General features: G+C 69.4%; 20 protein-coding genes and 1 pseudogene. 8 read left to right on the top strand and 13 right to left on the bottom strand.

Translation table 11 applies throughout. The annotated features are described in order from the left end of the window. Positions 1 to 49: 49 nt before the first annotated feature. Entirely contained in the window at positions 50 to 1975 is a 1926-nt protein-coding gene (locus P3102_RS03585; RefSeq protein WP_276366487.1) for an N-acetylmuramoyl-L-alanine amidase, read from the top strand. 14 nt (positions 1976 to 1989) lie between these two features. On the opposite strand, the gene P3102_RS03580 is transcribed toward P3102_RS03585, so the two are convergent. Together P3102_RS03580 and xrtP are read right to left on the bottom strand one after the other, a co-directional pair. Continuing rightward, positions 1990 to 3378 (bottom strand): glycosyltransferase, encoded by a 1389-nt coding sequence (locus P3102_RS03580; RefSeq protein ID WP_276366486.1) that lies wholly within the window; start codon positions 3376 to 3378, stop codon positions 1990 to 1992. Next, positions 3378 to 3881: an exosortase P gene (gene xrtP / locus P3102_RS03575; protein ID WP_276366484.1), complete on the bottom strand. Its 504-nt coding sequence runs from the start codon at positions 3879 to 3881 to the stop codon at positions 3378 to 3380. The genes P3102_RS03580 and xrtP overlap by 1 nt, the downstream gene beginning before the upstream one ends. Before the next feature lie 428 nt (positions 3882 to 4309). On the opposite strand from xrtP, the gene P3102_RS03570 reads away from it, so the two are divergent. The 3 genes from P3102_RS03570 to wecB all read left to right on the top strand — a co-directional run bounded on the left by P3102_RS03570 (position 4310) and on the right by wecB (position 6545). Further along, on the top strand, positions 4310 to 5086 hold the full coding sequence (locus tag P3102_RS03570) for a choice-of-anchor P family protein (RefSeq protein ID WP_276366483.1): 777 nt from the start codon (positions 4310 to 4312) through the stop codon (positions 5084 to 5086). A 21-nt stretch (positions 5087 to 5107) separates the two neighbouring features. Next, a complete protein-coding gene (locus tag P3102_RS03565; RefSeq protein ID WP_276366481.1) occupies positions 5108 to 5287 on the top strand; it encodes a peptidase in 180 nt (59 codons plus the stop codon). A gap of 106 nt (positions 5288 to 5393) precedes the next feature. Next, on the top strand, positions 5394 to 6545 hold the full coding sequence (gene wecB / locus P3102_RS03560; protein WP_276371607.1) for a UDP-N-acetylglucosamine 2-epimerase (non-hydrolyzing): 1152 nt from the start codon (positions 5394 to 5396) through the stop codon (positions 6543 to 6545). Here the strand turns inward: wecB and tsaD are convergent. From tsaD to tsaB, 3 genes are read right to left on the bottom strand one after another with little or no spacing between them, the layout of a single operon-like run. After that, entirely contained in the window at positions 6542 to 7588 is a 1047-nt protein-coding gene (gene tsaD / locus P3102_RS03555; protein WP_276366479.1) for a tRNA (adenosine(37)-N6)-threonylcarbamoyltransferase complex transferase subunit TsaD, read from the bottom strand. The two genes, wecB and tsaD, sit on opposite strands and share 4 nt — an antisense overlap. Beyond that, positions 7588 to 8067 carry a ribosomal protein S18-alanine N-acetyltransferase gene (gene rimI / locus P3102_RS03550; protein ID WP_276366477.1) on the bottom strand — a complete coding sequence of 160 codons (480 nt, stop codon included), beginning with the start codon at positions 8065 to 8067 and terminating at the stop codon, positions 7588 to 7590. The genes tsaD and rimI overlap by 1 nt, the downstream gene beginning before the upstream one ends. Continuing rightward, positions 8064 to 8723: a tRNA (adenosine(37)-N6)-threonylcarbamoyltransferase complex dimerization subunit type 1 TsaB gene (gene tsaB, locus P3102_RS03545; RefSeq protein ID WP_276366476.1), complete on the bottom strand. Its 660-nt coding sequence runs from the start codon at positions 8721 to 8723 to the stop codon at positions 8064 to 8066. The genes rimI and tsaB overlap by 4 nt, the downstream gene beginning before the upstream one ends. Positions 8724 to 9067: 344 nt before the next feature. Between tsaB and P3102_RS03540 the strand changes: the two are divergent. The 4 genes and pseudogenes from P3102_RS03540 (at position 9068) to P3102_RS03525 (ending at position 14114) form a co-directional block, all read left to right on the top strand. Next, a pseudogene (locus P3102_RS03540) lies at positions 9068 to 10365 on the top strand (IS701 family transposase). A 58-nt stretch (positions 10366 to 10423) separates the two neighbouring features. Next, positions 10424 to 11220, top strand: a protein-coding gene (locus tag P3102_RS03535; RefSeq protein ID WP_276371037.1) for an IS5 family transposase whose coding sequence is annotated in 2 segments (ribosomal slippage) — positions 10424 to 10760 and positions 10760 to 11220 — 798 coding nt in all. Because the reading frame shifts where the segments join, the coding sequence is not laid out codon by codon here. Between the two features lie 135 nt (positions 11221 to 11355). Further along, the gene (locus tag P3102_RS03530) at positions 11356 to 12777 is read left to right on the top strand and encodes an acyl-CoA synthetase (RefSeq protein ID WP_276366474.1); all 1422 of its coding nucleotides are present in this window, start codon (positions 11356 to 11358) and stop codon (positions 12775 to 12777) included. Beyond that, positions 12774 to 14114 (top strand): carboxyl transferase domain-containing protein, encoded by a 1341-nt coding sequence (locus P3102_RS03525; RefSeq protein WP_276366472.1) that lies wholly within the window; start codon positions 12774 to 12776, stop codon positions 14112 to 14114. The genes P3102_RS03530 and P3102_RS03525 overlap by 4 nt, the downstream gene beginning before the upstream one ends. A gap of 63 nt (positions 14115 to 14177) precedes the next feature. Here the strand turns inward: P3102_RS03525 and tsaE are convergent, their stop codons facing one another. From tsaE to glmS, 8 genes are all read right to left on the bottom strand, one after another. Next, positions 14178 to 14642 (bottom strand): tRNA (adenosine(37)-N6)-threonylcarbamoyltransferase complex ATPase subunit type 1 TsaE, encoded by a 465-nt coding sequence (gene tsaE / locus P3102_RS03520; protein WP_276366471.1) that lies wholly within the window; start codon positions 14640 to 14642, stop codon positions 14178 to 14180. Then, positions 14642 to 15739, bottom strand: a complete 1098-nt coding sequence (locus tag P3102_RS03515) for an alpha/beta hydrolase (RefSeq protein ID WP_276366469.1) — start codon at positions 15737 to 15739, stop codon at positions 14642 to 14644. The genes tsaE and P3102_RS03515 overlap by 1 nt, the downstream gene beginning before the upstream one ends. Next, a complete protein-coding gene (gene alr, locus P3102_RS03510; RefSeq protein ID WP_276366468.1) occupies positions 15736 to 16875 on the bottom strand; it encodes an alanine racemase in 1140 nt (379 codons plus the stop codon). Before alr ends, P3102_RS03515 begins: the two co-directional genes overlap by 4 nt. Before the next feature lie 28 nt (positions 16876 to 16903). Continuing rightward, a complete protein-coding gene (gene ugpC, locus P3102_RS03505; RefSeq protein ID WP_276366465.1) occupies positions 16904 to 17995 on the bottom strand; it encodes a sn-glycerol-3-phosphate ABC transporter ATP-binding protein UgpC in 1092 nt (363 codons plus the stop codon). Positions 17996 to 17999: 4 nt separating this feature from the next. After that, a complete protein-coding gene (gene xylB, locus P3102_RS03500; RefSeq protein ID WP_276366463.1) occupies positions 18000 to 19427 on the bottom strand; it encodes a xylulokinase in 1428 nt (475 codons plus the stop codon). Beyond that, on the bottom strand, positions 19417 to 20232 hold the full coding sequence (locus P3102_RS03495; RefSeq protein ID WP_276366461.1) for a DeoR/GlpR family DNA-binding transcription regulator: 816 nt from the start codon (positions 20230 to 20232) through the stop codon (positions 19417 to 19419). The genes xylB and P3102_RS03495 overlap by 11 nt, the downstream gene beginning before the upstream one ends. 234 nt (positions 20233 to 20466) lie before the next feature. Continuing rightward, positions 20467 to 21906 carry an NAD(P)H-hydrate dehydratase gene (locus P3102_RS03490; protein WP_276366460.1) on the bottom strand — a complete coding sequence of 480 codons (1440 nt, stop codon included), beginning with the start codon at positions 21904 to 21906 and terminating at the stop codon, positions 20467 to 20469. A 13-nt stretch (positions 21907 to 21919) separates the two neighbouring features. Beyond that, positions 21920 to 23782: a glutamine--fructose-6-phosphate transaminase (isomerizing) gene (gene glmS / locus P3102_RS03485; protein WP_276366457.1), complete on the bottom strand. Its 1863-nt coding sequence runs from the start codon at positions 23780 to 23782 to the stop codon at positions 21920 to 21922. Positions 23783 to 23839: the final 57 nt, after the last annotated feature.

Here is a 23839-nt window from a genome sequence, read left to right as displayed (position 1 = left end):
ATTGGGGTCGGTCCTGTTCCGCAGACCTAGTCACTGGGGGTTCACGTCCATGCCGCGTCCCTTCCGTCCTGTTGCCCTCGAACCGCTCCGGCGCCGGTCCAGACGAACCGCCGGACTCGCGGTCCTCGCCCTCGCCGCCGGACTTCTCGCCGCCGTCCCCGCCGAAGCCGCCGCCGCCGATCAACAACGTCAGCGGGACTTCGCGGCCGCCGCGCGGGAATTCGGCGTTCCCGAGAACGTCCTGCTCGGCGTCTCGTTCCTGGAGTCGCGCTGGGACTTCAACGCCGGCACCCCGAGCACGTCCGCCGGATACGGCCCGATGCACCTGACCGACCTGCGCGAAGCGGGCACAGGCACGCACCACGACGAAGGCGAGGAGGATCCACGCGGAGACGACGCCCGCCGCGCGAAGCTTCCGGCGACACCGGCCCCGAAGCCCCCTCCCCCCGGTCTCCAGACCATCGACGAAGCGGCCACGCTGATCGGGCGAGACGTCGCGACGCTGCGCACGGACACCACCCAGAACATCCGCGGTGGCGCCGCTCTGCTGGCGAAATACCAGCGTGAAACCGGCGACTGGAAAGCCGCCGTCGCGCGCTACAGCGGCGCGAAGGACGCCGCGGGAGCGCAGTCCTTCGCCGACGAAGTCTTCGACACCATCTCCAAGGGCGTCAGCCGGACGACCGACGACGGCCAGAAAGTCACCCTCACCGCGACCCCGACGAGCCCCGCCCGCGTCCGGACCGAGAACCCGGAGACCGAAAACCCCAAGGCGGAAAACCCTAAGACAGAGTGCCCGAGGACGGTCTCGTGTCTTTCGGTGCCGGCGCCGTACCAGGAATTGCCGGACAACGACTACGGCAACCACGACAAGGCGGACCGGCCGAAGAGCCAAAGGGTCGAATACATCATCATCCACGACACCGAGGGCTACTGGGACACGGCGATGGACCTGGTCACCGACCCGACGTACGTGAGCTGGCACTACACGATCCGCTCGTCCGACGGCCAGATCGCGCAGCACGTGCCGACCAAGGACGTCGCGTGGCACGCGGGCAACTGGTACGTCAACGCGAAGTCCGTCGGCATCGAGCACGAGGGCTTCGCCGCGAAGGGCACTTGGTACACGGAGGCGATGTACCGCACCTCCGCGAAGCTCGTCGGCCACCTCGCGCGGAAGTACGACATCCCGCTCGACCGCGCGCACATCCTCGGCCACGACAACGTCCCTGGCACGCTCCCCTCGACCATCAAGGGCATGCACTGGGATCCGGGCCCGTACTGGGACTGGGCGCACTACTTCGACCTGATGGGCGCGCCGCTGTCCGGCTTCGGCCGCCCCGGTTCGCCGCTGGTGACCATCACGCCGGACTTCGCCACGAACCAGCCCGCGTTCACCGGCTGCGAGACCGCCGGAAAGCCTTGCCCGGTAAGGGGTTCCGGTTCAGTCGTGCTGCGCAGCGAGCCCACCGACTCGGCGCCGTTGCTCAAGGACGTCGGCCTGCGTCCGGACGGTTCGGCGAGCACGATGGCCGTTTCCGACATCGGCAGCCGGGCGGAGACCGGGCAGCGGTACGTGGTCGCGGAGCGGCGTGACGGCTGGACGGCGATCTGGTATCTGGGCCAGAAGGGCTGGTTCCGCGACCAGCGCACGACGAGCCCGGCGTTCGGCCTGGTCGTCACGCCGAAGCCCGGGCTGGCGACCGTACCGGTCTTCGGGCGCGCGTATCCCGAGGCGGAGGCGTACCCGGCGAACGTGCCGGTACAGCAGGTCGTCCCGCTGCCGTACACGTTCGCGGCCGGGCAGCGGTACTCGCTCGGCAACCTGCTCGGCTCCGAGTACTACTCGGCGACGACGTTCGACCCGGCGAATCACGTGGTCGTCAAGGGCAGGACGAAGTACGTGCAGATCCAGTTCGGACACCGGATCGCCTTCGTGAAGGCGGACGACGTCCGGATCCTGCCCGCCGCCTGAGACCGTTCCCGGGGTCAGGAGTCCAGCGCGACCTTGACCCCGGGGGCGTGCTCGGTGTTCCGCCGCGTCTTGGACCAGCCGTTACGGCCGCGCACCAGCCGGAACAGCGCCCGCCACGACGTGATGTAGAACGTGTAGATGTACAGCGCGTAGGCGAAGCCCATCCCGAGCCCGCGCAGCGGATTACGGCTCTTCCGGCATCTGAACTCATAGATCGGGCCCCACACGACGAACGGCAGCAGCCCGAACGAACCGTAGATGGCGAACAGGATCCACGCGCCGTCGTCGGCGAACCAGGTCCACATCCGCGCCGGATCGCCCGCCGTGGTGACCAGGAGCAGGATGAACGGGATCGGGTACAGCAACGAGCCGAGCAACTGCATCCACGGCTGCGCGAGGTAGTACATCATCTCCGCCGCGCCCAGCGTGCTCACATGCGGCGAGTCCCAGATGCGCCGGAGATACCGCGAGCATTGCATCGTGCCCTGGCCCCAGCGGGTGCGCTGCACCAGAAATCGCCGCAGGCTGTACAGGCCTTCCTGCTTCACGTGGGAATCCGGCGTGTACCCGGTCCGCCAGCCCGCGGTCAGCAGGTGCACGCCGAGCTCGAAGTCCTCCAGCAGCGAACCGCGCCACGGCTGCTCGTCCTCGCCCGCGATCGAGTCCAATGCGGACAGTCGCGTGAACTGACCGTTGCCGCCCATGGAGATCGTGCCGGTGAAGCCGCGCGAGGTCTGGATCGCCGCGATGGCCGTACGGAACTCGAGGTCCTGCATCTGGGCCAGCTTCAGTCCGAAGGCCCGCGAGAACCAGTTCTTCCCCGGCGGGCGGGTGCCGGCGTTGCCCATCCAGACGTCGAGTTGCACCGCGCCGATCGTCTCGTCGCCGAAGAGATGATCCGCGGCGCACACTTCGAGGCAGTTCTCCGCCGGACGGCCGTCCGCGTCGACGACCACGACGACCGCGTCGTCACGGCTCGCGTCCGGGCCCATCCAGTCGTTGAGCGCCTGATAGGCGGCGTTGAGCGCGTCCCCTTTGCCCGTCCTCGCCTCCGGACGGCGCCGGGGAACGAGGTGCAGGTACGGGTCGTAGCCGCCGTTGCGCCGCCAGATCGACTTGACCACGCGGGCGGTTCGGTCCTCGGAGTCGTCGTCGACGACCCAGACGTGCGCGTGCCGGAACGTCGAACGCAGGTACCGCACCGTTTCCCGGATGACGGTCTGCTCGTCCCGGCACGGGACGAAGAAATGCCAGGTGAAGTCGGCGGCGTCCCCGACGGGCGCGGGTTTGCGCCGCAGGTACGGCACGACGATCACGACCACGTACACGATGAAGGCGACGCTCATGGTGAGGGCGAAAGCCTGCGTGATCGCGAGCAGGATCTTGATCGAGCCGCCGCCCATCAGACGGTCCCGCGCTCGGCCCGGGGCTTGCGTGTGCTCAGCCAGACGAACAGTACGAGAGCGATCGCGCCGCCGATGACACTGACCATCGAGCCGAGCAGAGTGTGACCCCAGTAATAACCTTCGTCGATACCCATCAGGTGCACGAGCCCCACGATCGCCAAAACCCTCATCTGATTGACAAGAACGACGACGATCACGGAAATCGCCAGCGAAGAGAACAGCCTCTTCGCATTTCCGGGACGGAAATACACCATGACGGCGGTCACCAGCAACAGAGGCAGCAACATGAATGCCGAAGAGCATTCCGGCGTCATTCTCAACCCGAGTGGAGTATCACCGGACAACCCAAAGTAGACAGTCTCGCGTTCACCGGCGACGAAGACACCCGATGTGGTGATAACTCTCAGTATCAGGCCGGAAAGCTGCACTTCGAACACCCGGTACAGGCGTTCGGCCAGCACCAGGCCGACGGCGACGGCGATCACCGCCAGCATCGCCATACGCAGCGGAAACCGGCTTGGACCAGGCAAAGGAGCGCTCGCAACGGCCACGGTGACCCTCTCAGGAAAGGCGCAGCAGACGACGGGATTCGGCGAAGCGGGCAGGGACCTCGCCAAGCAGAGTAAGTCAGCGAGAACCGCCCCTTTCGACCGGGGTTCACGTTTCGAATGTGGTCGTGGGCCCTTTCGGCACGATCGTGGAGAAGCTGACTAGACCGAAAGAGTGACGTCCTCGTCGACCCGCGGGAAAATGCTCGGAAGATCACCCGATCCGGTGATACTCGCAATTTTTCGTTCAATTTGGGAAACACTCGGCGATAGACGATCCGCGAGCCGAGTCAGGCCAGCCGAGGATTCGTCCGCAACGGTTGTGCCCGAGTGCCGACCGCAGATGAGAGAACTCCCCACCCATCATTTCGGAGGACCAGTTGAAGAACACGCATCTCTTGCGACGAGGCGGATTGCTCGCCGCTGTGGTGGCGAGCGTGGCTCTCGCCGGTGCGGCACCCGCCTCGGCGGCCCCCGGTGACGGCTCCGCGTATGGCGTCAAGGTCGATGTGAAGCTCCTCGGCCGCGACGCGGTGCAGGCCGGGCCGCTCGCCGAGGCGAAGACGTCCGGGCCGAACGCCAACAGCCTCGCGAAGGTCGACCTCACCGGTGTGCTCACCGCGGGCGCCGTCAACACCGAGGCCAAACGCGACGACAACTCCGGTGCGGTGACGGCGAAGGCCGGCACCGCCGATGTCGGCCTGCCGCTGCTCAAGGGCGCGCTCGGTGACGTCCGCATCAAGGTCGTCGAAGCCACCTGCACCGCGACCCAGAAGGGCGTACAGGGCGCCACGAAACTCGTCGGTGCGAACCTCGGCAGCGCGGGGATGGCCGATTCGACGCCCGCGCCGAACACGCAGATCAAAGTCGGCCTCGGCACCGTCAACGTCGCGACGATCATCCTGAACGAACAGATCAAGAACAGCGACGGCAGCCTCACGGTCAACGCCATCCACGTGAAGCTGCTCGGCGCTGCCCTCACCCCGCTCGGTTCCGGCGACGTGATCGTCTCGTCGGCCACCTGCGGTCCGGCCGGCCTGCCCGTACCGCTCGCCTCGGGCGCGGGGCTGTGGATCGGTGTCGGCCTGCTCGGCGCCGTCGCCGTCCCGGTCGGTATCCGCGTCGTGCGCAACCGGCGTCCGGCGACCACTGCCTGACCAGGGTGAAGTGAGGTCGAAATGTACAAGTTGCCTGGCGCCGGAGTCGGCGTCGCCGGTGGCGGGGTGGGTGCCCTCGCCGCCACCGGGGCCGATATCGGCTGGTGGCTGGCCGTCGGGGTGATCCTGCTGGTCCTCGGAACCATCGCGGTCATCGCCGGCTACCGCCGCACGAAACGGCTCGGCGAACCGGGGAGCTGACGCTGCCCTGGCCGGAACGGCCGCCGGCGTGTGCCCCTCGTACGCCGGCGGCCGCCACCCGCGTTTCGCGGGGACACTCGAAATCGTGGATGAGGAGCGCGAACGCGTGGATGTGATGTTGCTGGCCGGGACCCGCCCGGAGGCGGTCAAGCTCGCACCGCTGGCACTGGCCCTGGCGGAACACCCGCACCTACGGCCCTTCGTCGTCCACAGTGGACAGCATCAGGGCATGGTCGAACAGGCGCTGATCCCGTTCGGCCTGCCGGTCGACGCCTGGCTCGACCTCCCGCCGCGGACCAGCGGCACCCAGGCGGAACTCGTTTCCGGGGTGCTTCCCGCGCTCGACGAGCTGCTGCGGCGGGTCACGCCCGCGGCCGTCGTCGTCCAAGGTGACACGACGACGGGACTGGCGGGCGCGCTCGCCGCGTTCTGGCTCGGCATCCCGGTCGTGCACCTGGAGGCGGGACTGCGCACGCACGACCTCACCGCGCCGTTCCCCGAAGAGGGCACACGGCAGATGATCTCGCGCATCGCCGCCCTGCACCTCGCGCCGACGCCGGGTGCCGCGGCCGCACTGCGCGAGGAAGGGGTGCCGCGCCGGCGGATCGCCGTCACCGGCAACACCGTCGTCGACGCCGTGATCGCGATCGCCGAGCGTGATCTCCCGGCGAGGGACACCGCGCTCGCGTTGCTGGAGATGGAGATCGCGGAAGCGGGCGAACGCCTCGTCCTCGTGACCTCGCACCGGCGCGAGTCCTGGGGCGAACCGCTGAGCCGCACCCTCGCGGCCATCGAACTGATCGTCGCGGAGCACAGCGACGTCCAGGTGCTGTTCCCGGTGCACCCCAATCCGGCCGTGCGGGAGCAGGTCGTGACCGCGCTCGGCGGGACGCCGCGGGTGACGATCACCGAACCGCTCGAGTATCCCGATCTCGTGCGGGCGCTGCGGCTCGCCGAGCTCGTCCTGACCGATTCCGGTGGTATCCAAGAAGAAGCGCCGACCTTCGGCACTCCCGTGCTCGTGCTCCGCGACGTCACCGAAAGGCGCGAAGCCATCGAGGCGGGCTGCGCCTGGCTCGTCGGGACGGACACCGGCCTCATCGCCGACACCGCGGCGAAGATCCTGCGTGGCGATCTCCACCCGACGCACGTCGGAAACCCTTACGGTGACGGCAATGCCGCCGCGTTGTCGGTGGCAGCGCTGGAGGAACTGCTCGACCTCGCCCCGGCACCGCGCGCGGGCGCCGAATCGCGCTAGATCGAGACGATCCGCACCGGCAGCGCCGGATTGGCGGAGAAGTCGAGCGAGGACGGCGGACGTCCGGCCGCGACCACGTGGGCGCCGAGCGCCGCGATCATCGCGCCGTTGTCCGTGCACAGCCGCGGCCGCGGGACGCGCAGGGTGATCCCGGCCTCGGCGCAGCGTTCGGCGGCGAGTTCGGACAGCCGTGAATTCGCCGCCACTCCACCGGAAATCACCAACGTGTCCACTCCGTGTTCCTTGGCCGCGCGGATCGCCTTCCTGGTCAGCACGTCGGCGACGGCTTCCTGGAACGACGCCGCGACGTCGTCGACGGGGATCTCTTCGCCACGGCGCTCGGCGCCTTCGACCCAGCGCGCGACCGCGGTTTTCAGGCCGGAGAAGGAGAAATCGAATTCGGCGTCACGCGGACCGGTCATTCCCCGGGGGAACGCGATGGCCGCGCCGTCACCGTTCTTGGCGGCCTTGTCGATGGGCGGGCCGCCGGGGTACGGCAGGCCGAGGACGCGGGCGACCTTGTCGTAGGCCTCCCCCGCCGCGTCATCCACAGTGGACCCGAGTTCGGTGATCCCGGACGCGATGTCGTCCACCAGAAGCAATTGCGTGTGCCCACCCGAAACGAGCAGGGCGAGGCAACGGTCGGGCAGCGGCCCGTGCTGAAGCGTGTCGACGGCGATGTGCCCGGCCAGATGGTTGACGCCGTAGAGCGGGATGTCGAGCGCGGCGGCGTACGCCTTGGCCGCGGCGACGCCGACCAGGAGCGCGCCGGCGAGACCGGGTCCGGCGGTGACCGCGATGGCGTCCACATCGGACAGTTTCAGCCCGGCCTTGTCGAACGCCCGCTCGACCGTCGGGACCATCGCCTCCAGGTGCGCGCGGCTGGCGACCTCGGGCACGACACCGCCGAACCGGGCGTGCTGGTCGACGCTGGAGGCGACCTCGTCGGCGAGGAGTTCGACCGTGTCGTCGTCGTGCAGGCGGACGAGGCCGACGCCGGTCTCGTCGCATGAACTCTCGATGCCCATGATGATGCGCGGCATCAGCCCGCCACCTCGTCTCGGACCTGGGCCCGCGGGCGGGCCATCGTGTAGGCGTCGGCGCCGGAAGGCTGGTAGTAGCGCTTCCGGAGGCCGATACGTTCGAAACCGTGCCGCTCGTAGAGCGTGATCGCCGCGTCGTTGTCGGTGCGGACCTCGAGGAACACCGGCGCGGCGAGCTCGTCCGCGCGAACGAGGAGCGCCTTCAGCAGCGCGGTGCCGATGCCCTTGCGCTGATGATCGGGATCGACGCCGATCGTGTGGATGCTCGTCTCGTAGTCACCGCGGCGGCCGACGACGGCGAGCCCGGCGTAGCCGAGGACCTCGTCGCTTTCCTCCGGACGGGCGACGAGATAGTGGCCGCCGGCGTCCAGTTCGGCGTGGAAGGCGTAGGCGGTCCACGGCGAATCACCGGGGAAGAGGATTTTCTCTATCTCGACACAGCGGGGGATGTCCTTGCGGCGTAAGGGTTCCAGCCTCACGGCGTGGTCACCTTCTTGCGCGCGGCCGGCTCGACGGCGTCCGGGCGGCGCAGGTAGAGCGGGGTGAGCGGGGCGGGCTCTTTGCCGAAATCCTCACGGGCGGCCTTGACCAGCCCGAGGGGTGACGGGAAGCGCGGCTCGATCGGCCGGACACCGAGGGCGTCCGCGTAGAGAAGGGCGCCGTCGCCCGCCGCGACCTCGATGGTGGTCTCGAGTTCGGCGGGACGCTGAACGTGTGGCCCGTCGGTGCGGGAGCCGTCAGCGGCGTACGCGGCCCAGTAGACCTCGCGGCGCCTCGCGTCGGTGAGGACGAGGAAGGGCGCTTCGCCGGGGGCGACGTCGGCGGCGATCGCGTCGAGACCGCAAACCGGGTGGGCGGGGATGCCGAGGGCGTGGGCGAGCGACGCGGCGGTGGCCATCCCGGCGCGGAGGCCGGTGAAGGGGCCGGGGCCGACGCCGCAGACGATGGCGTCGAGGTCGCGGAGTGTGACGCCCGCGGCCTTGACGGCTTCGAGGGCGTGGGGCGTGATCAGCTCGCCGTGCGCGCGCGGGTCGACCGTGAGGCGGTCGCCGCGTGACTCGAGGGCGTCGCCGTCCAGGGCGACGAGGCCCGCGGTGACCGCCGGGGTCGAGGTGTCGATGGCCAGTACCAGCACGGTTACCCAGCCTACGACCCACGCACCGGAGCGCGTTTAGCGGGCTGAACGCGATCAGGTGCCGGGGCCGGCGCGCCTGCCACCGGAGCACGTTTAGCCCGCGAAAGTCGCTCCCGCCCTCCGGACCCCCGGATCGCGTTTAGCCCGCGAAAGTCGCTCCGCACGGTGCCCGCCTCCGGTCCGGCGCCCTACCCGCCGGATCGCGATTAGGGGGCTAAAGTCGCTCCCGCTCTCCAGGCGCGCAGATCGCACTTAGTACTGCAATGACATTTCGTTATAGAGTGGTTGAGTGTGTCGGTTAGGCTTTGGCCCGGCGATCGTGTAGTTGATCTCCTGTGTTGGAGATGGCGACGGGTTGGTCGGCGCATTTCACTGCGTTCGCGGGGCGGTTCGCGTCGCGGTTCTCGCGGGTGGAGCCGCGGCGTCAGATGGTGTCTTACCTGCGGGGACTGCTGGCTGAAGTCGAGCGCAAGAACGGCTGGACCCTGGCGGAGATGGCCGGCGAGGCCGGCCCGCAGGGCATGCAGCGGCTGCTGAACTTCTACGCCTGGGACGCCGAAGGCGTGCGTGATGATGTGCGGGCCACGGTGGTCGAGGTGCTGGCGGACGCCGAACGTGGCGTGTTGATCGCGGACGAGACCGGGTTCGTGAAGAAGGGCACGAAGTCCGCGGGCGTAGCGCGCCAGTATTCGGGCACGGCCGGGCGCATCGAGAATTCGCAGATCGGCGTGTTCTTGGCGTATGTATCGGCTCGGGGGCGGGCTTTGATCGATCGGGAGTTGTATCTACCGAAAGAGTGGATCGCCGATCGGGATCGGTGCAGCGCTGCGGGCATTCCTAACGGCGTCGGATTCGCGACGAAACCCGAACTGGCGCAATTAATGTTGGAACGCGCGCTCGCCGCGAGTATCCCGTTCGCGTGGTTCACCGCCGACGAAGCGTACGGGCAGGTTGGACGGCTGCGGCTCTGGCTGGAAGAACACGACATCGCACATGTACTGGCGGTGCCCAAGTCCCAGATGGTGATTTCCATGGATCTGCGGCAGCGGCGCGCCCACTCGGTTATCGCGGACGCCGCCCCGACTGCCTGGCAGCGCCTGTCCTGCGGCGATGGCGCCCACGGGCAGCGGATCTACGATTGGGCCGTAGTTGACATCCGCCCGCTGCGCCGGCGAGAAGTCGGCCACTGGCTGCTGGCCCGCCGCTCGGTCAGCGACCCCACCGAGATTTCCTACTACATTTGCTTTGGCCCCGCCGAAACCGATCTCCGAGAACTGGTACGCGTCGCTGGCAGCCGCTGGGCGATCGAAGAAAGTTTCCAAACCGCAAAGAACGAAACCGGGCTCGACCACTACCAGGTCCGCCGATACGAAGCATGGTATCGGCATATAACTCTCTCCATGGCAGCGGCAGCATTCCTCGTCATCACTCGAGAGACCGCAAAAAAAGGGGATCTACACCCGGCCTGATACCGCTCACGTCCAACGAAATCCGCAAGCTATTCAACCGTGTCACCACGCGGGTCCAGCACACAATCCAGCACGCTATGCACTGGTCACGATGGCGACGAACCAGCCAAGCCCGCGCCCGAACCAGCCACTACCGCCGGCGCGGCCATCACGAAGTGTCATTGCAGTATTAGAGCGTGTCTCAGTAGGGGTTTGCTTGGTCATAGTGCATGATCTTGAGCTGTGGACGATTTGTCTCGGCGGCTGGTGCCGGATGAGTTATGGGCGCTGGCGGAGCCGCTGATTCCGGAGCATGGGGTTCGCCCGCAGGGCGGTGGACCGGCGCGAGTGGACGACCGGGCGGTGTTCACGGCGATCGTGTTCGTGCTGACCAGCGGTTGCGCGTGGCGGTATCTGCCGCCGTCGTTCGGTGTCACCGTGCCGACCGCGCATCGGCGGTTCACCGAATGGACCAAGGCGGGCCTGTGGCCCCGGCTGCATCGCGTGGTCCTGGATGAACTCGGTGGCCGGGGCATGATCGACTGGTCTCGGGCGGTCTGTGACGGTGCGTCTGTCAGAGCCAAAAAAGGGGATCCATGACCGGCCCGAACCCGGTCGATCGCGGCAAGAGTGGCTCGAAGATCCATGTTCTGTCCGACCGGGCCGGGCTACCCCTGTCGGTGGCGGTGTCGGCGGCCAACACCAACGACTCCTACGCCCTCAAGCCGCTGGTGATGGCCGTCCCAGCGATCAGATCCCGACGCGGCCCTCGCCGGCGCAAACCAGGGAAGCTGCACGCCGACAAGGCCTACGACCAGGTCGAATTGCGAAGGTGGGTCAGCGGACGCGGCATCAAGGTCCGGATCGCCCGCAAAGGCATCGAGTCGAGCAGGAAACTCGGTCAACACCGCTGGGTCATCGAACGATCCATCGCCTGGCTCTTCGGCTACCACCGGCTCGCCACCCGATACGACCGCTACGCCAACCACTTCTGCGCCTTCCTCACCCTCGCCGCCACCCTCACTTGCTTCAAGAAGATCACCTACTGAGACACGCTCTTAGCCCGCTAAACGCGCTCCGGTGGCAGGGTGTGAAGCAGGTCGCAGGGGTGCGGGTGGGCAGCGCGGTACGGTCCTGCGAGGGCCACGTGCCCCGGCCGGCGAAGTCGAGCAGGAGGTCACACGGTGCCCGATCGGTTGTTCTCCGCGCTGGCGAGCGGCTCCGCCAAGGAGGCGCTCCGCTTCGGCGACACCTCCCTGACCTACACCGATCTCGCGGCCGTCGCCGGCACGCTCGCCCGCGACCTGCCGAGCGGCCGCGTCGCCGTCTGGGCGACACCGACGGTGCACACCAGCATCGCCGTGGTCGCCGCGCTGCTCGCCGGCGTCCCCGCCATCCCGCTCAACCCGAAGATCGGCGAGCGCGAACTCGCGCACATCCTCGCCGACAGCGAGCCCGGCCTCGTGCTGGCCGAACCGGGCGCCGGCCTGCCCGCAGGTCTCGACGGTCTGCCGCGCCGCGACATCCCCCTCGAAGGCGTCCCTGCCGATCTCCCCGCGGAGCCGGACGAAGAAGCCCCGGCTCTCATCGTCTACACCTCGGGCACCACCGGCCCGCCCAAGGGCGTCGTCCTCCCCCGCCGCGCGATCTCGACCACCCTCGACGCGCTCGAGGACGCCTGGGCGTGGACCGCTGAAGACGTCCTGGTGCACGGTCTCCCGCTGTTCCACGTGCACGGTCTGATCCTCGGCGTTCTCGGACCGCTCCGGCGCGGTGGCTCTGTCCGGCATCTCGGCCGGTTCTCCACCGAAGGCGTCGCACGCGAACTCGCCGCCGGCGCGACGATGCTGTTCGGCGTCCCGACCATGTACCACCGCATCGCGGGCGAAGTCGGCGAAGACCCGTCGCTCGCCGAGGCCCTGAGCAGCGCCCGGTTGCTCGTCTCCGGATCGGCCGCGCTGCCCGTCCACGACCACCAACGCATCACCGCGGCGACCGGACGGCGCGTGATCGAGCGCTACGGCATGACCGAGACCCTCATGAACACCAGCATCCGCGCCGACGGCGACCAGGTCCCCGGCACTGTCGGCGTCCCGCTGCGCGGCGTCGATCTGCGGCTCGTCGACGAAGCGGGAAGGCCCGTCGAGGAGATCGAGACCGTCGGTGAGATCCAGGTCCGGGGACCCAACCTGTTCACCGAGTACCTCAACCGCCCCGACGCGACCGAAGCCGCCTTCGACGACGGCTGGTTCCGCACCGGTGACGTGGCGACCCGCGACGCGGCCGGATACGTGAAGATCGTCGGCCGGAAGGCGACGGATCTGATCAAGAGCGGCGGCTACAAGATCGGCGCGGGCGAGATCGAGAACGCCCTCATGGAGCATCCCGGCGTCGCGGAGGTCGCGGTGACCGGCGAGCCCGACGACGACCTCGGTGAACGCATCGTGGCCTGGGTGGTGCCGGCCGGTGAGCCCCCGACCGAGTCGGAACTCGCCGACCATGTCTCGCGCCTGTTGTCGCCGCACAAACGACCTCGGGTCGTCTGCTATCTGGAAGCGTTGCCGCGCAACGACATGGGCAAGGTCATGAAGCGAGCGCTCGGATGAGCAGGCTCTCGGCGCGGTCGGTCATCAAGGAGATCGCGACCGGTTTCGAGGAGCTGGACGTTCCGCGTTCCGACGAGCCGCACGACGGGCCGATCGGCTGGCCGGGGTACCGCTCGGCACGCGAGGCCGCCGAGGAGCGGACCGGCGAGGACGAGTCCGTGCTCTGTGGGACCGCCGAGATCGGCGACGTCGAGGCGGTCGTGATCGCCTTCGAGTTCGGCTTCCTGGGCGGGTCGATCGGTCAGCGGACCGGTGATCGCGTCGAGGCCGCGTTCGCGCGGGCCGTGGAATCGCGGTTACCGGTGGTGTCGCTGATCGCGACCGGCGGAAGCCGGATGCAGCAAGGCATGCGCGCGCTCACGCAGTTGCAGCGCATCGCGCGGGCAGCGGCAGGCGCCCGGTCGGTGCCGCAGATCTCGGTGCTGCGTGATCCGACCACCGGCGGTGGCTGGGCGACCCTCGGTGCGAGTGCCGACGTCGTTCTCGCGCTGCCCGAGGCCCAGGTCGGTTTCGCGGGCTCCCGGGTGCGGCCTGCCGGCGCGCCCGCCGAGGCGTACACGGCCGAAGCGAAGCTCGCGTGGGGCCAGGTCGACCGGATCGTCGCCCCCGCCGACCTTCCCGCCGTACTGGGACGGTGGCTGCGCCTGCTGACATCGTCGACGGCGGAAGCCGCCGAGCCTCCCGGCGCGCTCGGGGTGACGGACTTGCCCGACAGCGGCTGGGCCGCGGTCCAGGCCGCGCGCTCCGCTGACCGGCCGAGGGCCGCGGAGTACCTCGACGCGTACTTCGACTGGCGTGAGAACGTCTCGGGCGACAGGTGCGGCGGAGTCGACTCCGGCGTCCTGTGCGGCTTCGGCTGGCGAGACGGCCGCGCGATCGCGTACGCGGCGCAGTGCGGGACGCCGACGCTGCCCGCGGGCTTCCGGACGGCGGCGCGTCTGGTGCGGCTCGCGTCGCGACTCGGGATCCCGGTCCTCACCCTCGTCGACACCCCGGGCGCGGCGAACGACGGGGCGGCCGAGCAGGCCGGGGCCGGCGCGGCCATCGCGGAGTTGTTCGAAGCGGTCGCGAGCGCGGTTGTGCCGATCACGACGCTGGTGATCGGAGAAGGCGGCTCCGGTGGCGCGCTCGCGTTCGCGGCGCCGGGGTCGACCTGGATGACGCCCGACGCGTACTTCTCGGTCACCTCACCGGAGGCGGCCGCGGCGATCCTCAAGCTGCCCGCCGACGAAGTCCCCGCTCTCGCGGACCGCCTGCGGCTTCGTCCCCAAGACCTGGTCGACCTGGGAATCGCGCGCTCCGTGGTGGGCCCCGCGGACTTGCGTTTAGCCCCCTAATCGCGATCCGGTGCCACAGATCGCGATTAGGGGGCTAAACGCAAGTCGGGCCCCAGATCGCGATCAGCCCGCTAAACGCAAGTCGAGCGCGCGGGAGGTCCAGGTGCCGTGCGGCTCCAAGGTGACCATGCGGACGTCGTCCTCACGACGCTCCAGCCGCACGACGAGGTAGTCGTCCGACAGGCGCTCGGCGGCCCCCTCGCCCCATTCGACGACGAGGGCGGACCGCTCCAGTTCGGTATCGAGGTCCAGATCGTCCAGCTGCGAAAGATCCCCGCCGAGCCGGTACGCGTCCACGTGCACCAGCGCGACCCCCGCCTCGCCCGCCGGATGCACCCTGGCGAGCACGAACGTCGGCGAGCTGACTCGCCCGCCGACGCCGAGACCGTCCGCGATCCCGCGGGTCAGCGTCGTCTTGCCAGCCCCGAGCGGCCCGGCGAGCAGCACCAGGTCGCCGGCGCGCAGCGAACGTCCGAGCTCACGCCCGAAGTCCATCGTCGATTCGGGAGTCGGAAAAGCGAAATTCATCAGCGTTGCCACCACCAGGTCCGCCGTTCGGAAGTCTCACCATCGGTGCCCGTGCACCGTTGCACCAAGTCGATCAGGTGGCTGTTCACCAGTTCGGGTTGTTCCAGCTGCACCATGTGCCCCGCGCCGCGGACGCGCACCAGCTCCGCGTCCGGCAACTCCGCCGCGATCCGCTCGGCGTGCGAGATGGGGGTGAACCGGTCGGAATCCCCGCCGATCACCAGCACGTGCGCGTGCTTCAATCCGGCGAGCGCGGCGTACCGATTGTGGCTGCCGAGGGTGTCGACGAAGTTAACGAGCCCGCGCACCGGCGTCACTTCGAGCATTTCCAACATGAAGTCGACAAGTCGCGAAGACACCCCTCGGCTGCCGAAAGCCAGTCTGCGCACGGCTTGCCGGGTCAGCTGCCCGCCTGCCGCGCGCACGAACTCGACGAGTCCCGGTTGCCAGCCTGCCAGTCCGCCGACGCCGCGGGTGAGCGGGTTGTACTTCGAGAGCAGCGATCTCGGCAGTCCCCGGGCGCCGACCTCGCCCGCCGCGGTCGCGATGAACGCGACGCCACAGACCCGGTCGTCGAACAGCTCGGGGCGCTCCGCGGCGAGCTCCATGATCACCATGCCGCCCATCGAATGCCCCATGAGCACGATGGGTCCTTCCGGCACCACCGAGCGCAGAACCATGTCGAGATCGCGCGCCAACTGTTCGATGGTGCTGGTTTCGGCGGTCGCGGCGCCGGATTGCCCGTGCGCGCGATGGTCGAAGTAGACCTGACGCACCCGCGGCAGCTTCAGTGACGCGAGGTCTCGCCGCTGGAAGTGCCAGCAGCGCTTCGACAACGCGAAACCGTGCACGCCGACGACGGTCAGCTCCGGTTCTCCCCCATCGGCCGGATCGATTTCCTCGACCGCGAGCGGCGTGCCGTCCTCCGCCGCCACTGTCGAGTTCCGGTCCGGGTCGAGATCCCCCAACGGCTCGTCCACGAATGGATCCTCACTTTGCCGCCGCTGCTGCGCGGCGACGGCGATCGCCGCGGCGGTGCCAGTGGCCACCGCCCCGACTCCGCCGACTATGGCCAGCAGTCTTCGTGAAGGTGTCACGAGCCTGCCTCCGGATACGTCCGGTGGATACGCGGGCGGTACATCGAAGTCACGATCTCGTAGTCGATCGTTCCCAGCTTGTCGGCCCATTCCCTGGCCGTGGGCTCGCCGGACATGCCCTGGCCGAAGAGGATCACTTCGCTGCCGATGGGCGGTTCGTCGTCTCCGCAGTCGACGATCAGCTGGTCCATGCAGACACGGCCGACGACCGGTCGTCGCTTTCCGGCGAGCAGGACGTCCATCCGCCCGGACAGCGACCGCGGCACGCCGTCCGCGTATCCGACCGGAACCAGCGCGAGGGTGGTGTCGCGTTCGGCCGTCCAGGTGTGACCGTATGAGACCGATTCGCCGGACGGGATCCGCTTCGTGAGCACGACCGACGATTTGAAGGTCATGGCGGGGCGCAGATCGTCGCCGGTCGGCACCGGATTCAGCCCGTAGATCGCGATCCCGGGGCGCACGAGGTCGAAGTGCAGATCCGGCCTGGTCAGCACGGCGGCGGAGTTCGCGATGTGCCGCATCGGGTCGAGGCCGGCCGCACGGGCGATGTCGTAAGCCTCGTCGAAGCGTTTCGCCTGCGCGTCGATGGAGGGGTGGCCGGGTTCGTCGGCACAGGCGAGGTGCGACCAGATGGCGACGACCTCGATGAGCGGATTCGCGGCCGCGGCTGCCTGGACCAACGCCGGCCATTCCGCAGGTGAGCAGCCATTTCGGGACAGCCCGGTGTCGATCTTGAGGTGCACGCGACAGATCGCGTTTAGGGGGCTAAAGTCGCGCGCCCGGCGCGCGCCGTCGGCCACGCGAGCGAGCTCGTCGAGGGAGCTGACGGCGACGTCGACGTCTTCGGTGACCGCGGGTGCGAAGTCGGTCTCGGGAGTGTCGAGCCAGCTGAGAAGCCGGACCCCGATCCCGGCGCGGCGCAGCGCGAGCGCCTCGCCGAGGGAGCAGGTGCCCAGCCAGGTCGCCCCGCCCTCGATGGCGGCACGGGCGACCTCAAGGGCGCCGTGCCCGTAGCCGTCGGCTTTGACCACGGCCATCGTCTGGGCACCGGCGGCACGGGAAGCGAGCAGGGCGACGTTGTGCCGGATGGCGGACAGGTCGATGACGACCTCGGCACGCGGGAAACTGGCGGTCATAACGACCACCAGTTTCCCACGAACCGGCTCAGGACAGGCGCGCCCCGTCGGTGGCGGAGAACACGTGCAGCTCGTCGGGACGGATACGCAGGTGCAGGGTGTCGCCCATGGCCGGCGGCTTGCGCGGGTCGACGCGGGTGACGACGTTCGACTTCGAACCCTCGGCGTCGGTCTCGGCGAGCTTGCCGTAGACGTACGCGTCCGAGCCGAGTTCCTCGACGAGGTCGACCTTGATCGGCAGCGTGCCGTCTTCGCTGGTGGTCACCTCGAGCGACTCCGGGCGGAAACCGAGGGTGACGGTGTCGCCGTCGGCCTTGGCGAGGATTTCGCGGGTCAGCGGCACCCGCGCGCCACCCAGCTCGGCACCGTCTTCGGTGAGCTTCGCGGTGACGAGGTTCATCGCGGGCGAGCCGATGAAGCCGGCCACGAAAGCGTTCGCGGGCCGGTCGTACAGGGCGCGCGGGGTGTCGCACTGCTGCAGGAGACCGTCCGACAGGACTGCGACCCGGTCACCCATCGTCATGGCCTCGACCTGGTCGTGCGTGACGTACACGGTGGTGACGCCTAGGCGGCGCTGCAGCGCGGCGATCTGCGTACGGGTGGAGACGCGCAGCTTCGCGTCGAGGTTCGACAGCGGCTCGTCCATGAGGAAGACCTGCGGCTCACGCACGATGGCGCGGCCCATCGCGACGCGCTGGCGCTGTCCACCGGAGAGCGCCTTCGGCTTGCGGTCGAGGTACTGCTCGATGTCGAGCAGCTTGGCCGCGTCGAGCACCTTCTGCTTGATCTCCGACGCCGGGCGGCCCGCGATCTTCAGCGCGAAGCCCATGTTCTGGCCCACGGTCATATGCGGGTACAGCGCGTAGTTCTGGAACACCATCGCGATGTCGCGGGCGCGCGGCGGCAGCTGCGTGACGTCGCGGTCGCCGATCCACACGGCGCCTTCGTCGATGTCCTCGAGGCCGGCGAGCATCCGCAGGCTGGTGGACTTGCCACAGCCGGACGGCCCGACCAGCACGAGGAACTCGCCGTCGGCGATCTCGAGGTCGAGTGCGTCCACGGCGGGCCGCTCGGAGCCCGCGTAGCGCCGGGTCGCCTTGTCGTAGGTGATCGTGGCCATCGGTTCAGTCCTCTTTCGGTTTCGCGGAAATGCCGTGCCCGAGTTCACGGGCTTCGAGATGCCGTTGCCGGATCCGGCGCCCCTCGGCGCTGTCCGCTTCGGTCGGCTCGAGTGGGGTGTAGCCGTGCTGTTCCTGCCAGCGGGGAGGTTCCGTGCTGGAAGCGAGGGCCCAGGCCGCCTGCCGCGCGGCACCGACCGCGACGTACTCGGCGACTTCGGGGATGACGACGGGCACGCCGAACACGATCGGCGCGGCCGCGCGGACGGCGGCCGACTGCGCGCCGCCCCCGATCAGGAGCACGCGTCGAACTTCGAGCCCTTGCTCGCGCAGGGCGCCGAGACCGGCGGCGAGGCCGCACAGCATGCCTTCGACGGCGGCGCGGGCGAGGTTCTCGGGCGTCATGTTCGCGCGGGTCAGGCCGAAGAGCGTCCCCTTGGCGCCCGGGAGGTTCGGCGTCCGCTCACCGTCGAGGTACGGCAGGAAGGTGAGGCCACCGGAACCGGGCCCGGCCGCGAGCGCCAGCCTGTCGAACTCCGCGAGTTCGACGCCGAGCAGCGCGGACGTGGCGGTCAGCACGCGGGCCGCGTTGAGGGTGCAGGCCAGCGGGAGGAAACGGCCGGTGGCGTCGGCGAATCCCGCGACGATGCCGGAGGGGTCGGCGCTCGCGGTTTCGGAGACGCCGAAGACGGTGCCGCTGGTGCCCAGTGAGACCACGACGTCGCCGGGGACGAGTTCGAGACCGAGCGCGGCGGCCATGTTGTCACCGGTGCCTGCCGAGACCAGGATCCCGTCCCGGGTCTGGCCCGCGGCTTCCGCGGGGCCGATGACCTTGGGCAGTTCGGGCGTGCGGCCGCCGAAGGCGTGCGCGAGGAGATCCTTGCGGTATTCACCGGTGGCGGGCGAGAAGTAGCCGGTGCCGGAAGCGTCACCGCGGTCGGTGACCGGCTCGGCGCCGTCATCCAGCAGCCGCCAGGTCAGCCAGTCGTGCGGGAGCAGGACGCGGGCGACGCGATCGGCCAGTTCGGGCTCGTTGTCCGCCATCCAGCGCAGCTTCGTGACGGTGAAACCGGCGACCGGCAGCGAACCGACGGACTTCGCCCAGTTCTCGGGACCCAGTTCGACGCCGAGGTCTTCGGCCGCCTTCGCTGATCTGGTGTCGTTCCACAGCAACGCCGGCCGGACGACTTCGCCTGACTCGTCGAGGGTGACCATTCCGTGTTGCTGACCGCCGACGCCGATGGCGCCGACTCCGTCGAGCAGGCCGTCCGTGGCCTGGCGGAACGCGTCCCACCACGCGGCGGGGGCGACCTCGGTGCCGTCAGGGTGCCCGGCGCGGCCGGTGCGGACGATCTCGCCGGTGTTCGCGTCACAGACGACGACCTTCGTCGACTGGGTCGACGAGTCGATTCCGGCGACCAGGTCAGAACTCATATTCCGGGCCCTCCGGTGCGCACTCGACCTGCTCGATGGCGGTTCCCGCGGTCAGCGCCGCCTCGATCTCCTCGGTCGGCGCCTCTTCGTCGGTGATCAGGAGGTCGTAGTCACCGATGTCGCCGTACGCGTAGGTGGCGGTGCGGCCGAACTTGGAGTTGTCGACGACCAGGACGTTGCGGTCGGCGGTGCGCAACGCGGCCTTCTTGAGCTCGGCGTAGTCCTGGACCGGGTGGAACAGGCGGCCGACGGCGACCGCCGCGACCGAGACGAACGCGATGTCGGCGTGCGTGCGGTCGAGGAACGCGATGACGTCCGGGCCGGCGCACGAGTCGAATTCGTGGTGGTAACGGCCGCCCGCCAGCACGACCTCGACGCTCTTGGCCGGGCCGAGGATGCGGGCGACTTCGAGCGAGTTGGTGATGACCGTGAGGTCTTCGACCTGACCGAGGCGGCGGACCAGCGGGAAAAGCGTCGTCGAGTCGTCGACGAAGACGGTCTGCCCGGCGTGGACGTGTGCCGCGGCGGCCTCGCCCAGCGCGTCCTTCGCGGCCTGGTTGAAGGTGTCGCGGAACCGGGCCGCCGACTCCATGGTCGTCGCGGGGTAGGCCTCGACCTTGCCGCGGAGTTTGCGGAGGAGGCGGCGCTCGGCGAGGTCGTCGAGGTCGCGGTGCATCGTCATCAGGCTGACGCCGAAGCGGGACGTGAGGTCGTCGATGCGGACCTCGCCGGTGGCGATGACGTGGTCGAGGATCTCCTGGCGCCGTTGCTCGACGGCGGCGTCCGAGGGCCTGGTCTTAGACATGGGCGACACCGTTCACGACGCGGACCTTCGCGGTCTCGGCAGGGTGGGTGTCGGCGCTCACACCTGCTTCTTACCAGATTATTCTCCTGAAGTTAACACGTAACTCGATAACTCGCGCTTTTTTCTCACCTGGCCCCCTGGCCTCGTCGCGTCGCCTTTAGCGGCCTAAGTGCGCTCTGAGGGCACCCGCCCGCAGAGCGCACTTAGGGGGCTAAAGTCACGCCGGTGCCCTGGTCAGGAGGTCGGGGACCGGACGGACCGGAGGGCGGCCGGGACCGCGGCGAGGATGCCGGACGCCGAGGTGGGGGCGCCGTCGGCGGCCAGCGAGCCGGCGAGTGAGTGGACGTGCGCGGCGGCCCCGGCCGCGAGCCACGGGTCGAGGCCGGCGGCGAGCAGCGCGCCGACCAGACCGGACAGCACGTCTCCCGAACCGGCCGTCGCGAGCCACGACCCTCGCGGCGTGTTCACCAGCGCGCGCCCGTCCGGCGCCGCGACCACCGTGCAATGTCCCTTCAACAGCACGACGGCGTCGTACTTCCGCGCGGCCGAACGCGCCGCCGCGACCCGGTCCGCCCCCGGCGGCGAACCCATCAGCCGCTCGAACTCGCCCGCGTGCGGGGTCAGCACGAGCGGTGTGTCGGGATCGCGCGCGTCGAGCACGTCGGGCGAACGCGCGATGATCGTCGTCGCGTCGGCGTCCGCGCACACCGGCACACCCCGGCCGAGCACGAAGCGCAGCACGTCCCGGCCTTCGTGCCCGGTGCCGATCCCCGGCCCGACCACCCACGCCTGCACCCGGCCCGCGTCGGTCACCGAACCCGTCGCGATGACCTCGGGCCACTGCCCGCGCACCACGTCCGCGGCATGACCGGCGTACCGCACCAGCCCGGACGTCGCCCGCACCGCCGCACCGGCCGCGAGCACGGCCGCCCCCGGATAGGTCGCCGATCCAGCGGCCACCCCGACCACGCCCTGGCTGTACTTGTCGTCGCCCGGACCGGGCACCGGCCACGCCGCGGCGACGTCCGCCGTATCGAGCCGCCGCAGATCGGGCTCGCCGAGTTCCAACCCGATGTCCACCAAGGACACCTCACCGCAGGACGCGGGCGCGAGGGCGTGCACCGGTTTGAGCGCGCCGAAGGTGACCGTCCGGTCGGCCACGACCGCCGGACCGTCGACGGCGCCGGTGTCCGGATCCACCCCGCTCGGCAGATCCGCGGCCAGCACCGGCGAACTCACGTGCTCCAGCAACGCGGCGGCGTCCGGTCGCAACGGCCCGCGCGCCGAAATACCGACGATCCCGTCGATGACGAGGTCCGCCCGGCTGATCCACTGTGGACCGTCCGCAAGGGACACGACCTTGCCACCGGCTCGCTTCAAAGCGGCCAAACCCGGCCCGTGTGCGCGTTCGGGCTTCAGCAGGATCGCCGAGACGGCCACATTGCGGCGACGCAGGAACGCACCCGCCCACAGGGCGTCACCGCCGTTGTTGCCCGACCCGACGAGCAACGTCACCCGCCGCCCGGAAACCGAACCCGCGTGCCCGGCCAGCAGTTCGACGGCGTGCACCGCGAGACCGAAAGCCGCCCGCCGCATGAGCTCGCCGTCCGGCGTGACGGCGAGCAACCGGTCCTCCGCCGCGCGAACCCGTTCCGTGGTCCAGATTCCCTGCACGACGCCTCCGGTCTTACTCGACGGTGACCGACTTCGCCAGGTTACGCGGCTTGTCCACGTCGTACCCACGCGTGCGGGCGATCTCGGCGGCCAGCACCTGCAGCGGCACCGTGGAGACCAGCGGTTGAAGCAAGGTCGGGACGGCCGGGATCTCGATCAGTTCGTCGGCGAACGGGCGGACGGTCTCATCGCCCTCCTCCGCGATCACGACCGTGCGGGCGCCGCGTGCCTGGATCTCGCTGATGTTCGACACCAGCTTCGAGTGCAGCACCGCGCGCCCTTTCGGCGACGGCATCACCACGACGACGGGCAGACCTTCTTCGATCAGCGCGATCGGCCCGTGCTTGAGCTCGCCCGCGGCGAAACCCTCGGCGTGCATGTACGCCAGTTCCTTGAGCTTCAGCGCGCCTTCGAGGGCGACCGGGAAACCGACGTGACGGCCGAGGAACAGCACGGCCTTCGAGTCCGCGATCCGGCGGCCGAGGTCACGGACCTGGTCCACAGTGGACAGAACCTTCTGCACCGCGGCCGGCATGGCCTCCAGTTCAGCGAACTCGCGGGCGACTTCGTCCGGGTACTTGGTGCCACGGGCCTGCGCGAGCGCCAAGCCGACCAGGTAGTTGGCCGCGATCTGCGCGAGGAACGCCTTGGTCGAGGCGACGCCGATCTCCGGACCGGCGTGCGTGTAGAGGACGGCGTCGGACTCACGCGGGATCTGCGCGCCGTTGGTGTTGCAAACGGCCAGGACGCGGGCCTTCTGCTCGCGCGCGTGGCGGACGGCTTCGAGGGTGTCCGCGGTTTCACCCGACTGGGAGACGGCGACGACCAGCGTCGCGCGGTCCAGCACCGGGTCGCGGTAGCGGAACTCGCTGGCCAGCTCGACCTCGACCGGGAGGCGGCACCAGTGCTCGATGGCGTACTTGGCGACGAGACCGGAGTGGTACGCGGAGCCACAGGCGACGACGAAGACCTTGTCGACGTCACGCAGGTCCTGGTCGGAGATGCGCTGCTCGTCGAGGATGATCCGGCCGCCGTCGAAGTGGCCGCGCAGCGTGTTCGCCAGCGCCTCCGGCTGCTCCTCGATCTCCTTGAGCATGAAGTACTCGTGGCCGCCCTTTTCCGCGGCCGAGAGGTCCCAGTCGACGGTGAACGGCTTGGCCTGGGCGGCGTCACCGTGGAAGTCGGTGACCTCGTAACCCTCGCGGGTGATCACGACGAGCTGGTCCTGGCCGAGCTCGACCGCCTCGCGGGTGTGCTCGATGAACGCTGCGACGTCGGAAGCGACGAAATGCTCCCCTTCGCCGACGCCGACGACCAGCGGCGACGAACGGCGGGCCGCGACGACGGTGTCCGGCCGGTCGGCGATGGTCACGACCAGGGTGAACGCGCCCTCGAGGCGACGGCACACCGCGGCGACGCTGGCCGGGAAGTCGCCCTTCGTGTCACCTTCGGTGTAGGCACGGGAGATCAGATGCGCGGCGGTCTCGGAGTCGGTGTCGCTCGCCATCTCGATGCCGTCGGCCTCGAGCTCGGCGCGCAGGGCGGCGAAGTTCTCGATGATGCCGTTGTGCACGACGGCGACGCGCTGGGAGGCGTCGCGGTGCGGGTGCGAATTGCGGTCGACCGGGGCGCCGTGGGTGGCCCAGCGGGTGTGGCCCATGCCGGCGGTGCCGGTGAAGGCGTCCCTGCCGACCGTGTCGAGCTGGGTCTCCAGGTTGGCCAGGCGCCCTGCCTTGCGCTCGACGTTCAGCGTTCCTGCGCCGTCGAGGACGGCTACGCCCGCCGAGTCATAGCCGCGGTACTCCATCCGGCGAAGCCCGCCGATGACGACGTCCAGAGCCGGGCGGTGTCCGACGTATCCCACGATTCCACACACGGCCGCCAGCCTAACGACGGAAATCCGGCCCCTTCGCCCGGGCGCCCACGCGTCGCC

It is taken from the genome of Amycolatopsis sp. QT-25, from assembly GCF_029369745.1.
Taxonomy (GTDB): domain Bacteria; phylum Actinomycetota; class Actinomycetes; order Mycobacteriales; family Pseudonocardiaceae; genus Amycolatopsis.
This window is presented reverse-complemented; position numbering and strand designations above follow the sequence as displayed.

Coding starts and splice junctions, on each gene's coding strand:
- tsaD (WP_276366479.1), bottom strand. CDS start 7,588: ATGCCGCGCATCATCATGGGCATCGAGAGTTCATGCGACGAGACCGGC.
- P3102_RS03565 (WP_276366481.1), top strand. CDS start 5,108: ATGTACAAGTTGCCTGGCGCCGGAGTCGGCGTCGCCGGTGGCGGGGTG.
- tsaE (WP_276366471.1), bottom strand. CDS start 14,642: ATGAATTTCGCTTTTCCGACTCCCGAATCGACGATGGACTTCGGGCGT.
- ugpC (WP_276366465.1), bottom strand. CDS start 17,995: ATGGCCACGATCACCTACGACAAGGCGACCCGGCGCTACGCGGGCTCC.
- alr (WP_276366468.1), bottom strand. CDS start 16,875: ATGACCGCCAGTTTCCCGCGTGCCGAGGTCGTCATCGACCTGTCCGCC.
- xrtP (WP_276366484.1), bottom strand. CDS start 3,881: ATGGCGATGCTGGCGGTGATCGCCGTCGCCGTCGGCCTGGTGCTGGCC.
- P3102_RS03585 (WP_276366487.1), top strand. CDS start 50: ATGCCGCGTCCCTTCCGTCCTGTTGCCCTCGAACCGCTCCGGCGCCGG.
- P3102_RS03525 (WP_276366472.1), top strand. CDS start 12,774: ATGAGCAGGCTCTCGGCGCGGTCGGTCATCAAGGAGATCGCGACCGGT.
- P3102_RS03495 (WP_276366461.1), bottom strand. CDS start 20,232: ATGTCTAAGACCAGGCCCTCGGACGCCGCCGTCGAGCAACGGCGCCAG.
- P3102_RS03580 (WP_276366486.1), bottom strand. CDS start 3,378: ATGGGCGGCGGCTCGATCAAGATCCTGCTCGCGATCACGCAGGCTTTC.
- xylB (WP_276366463.1), bottom strand. CDS start 19,427: ATGAGTTCTGACCTGGTCGCCGGAATCGACTCGTCGACCCAGTCGACG.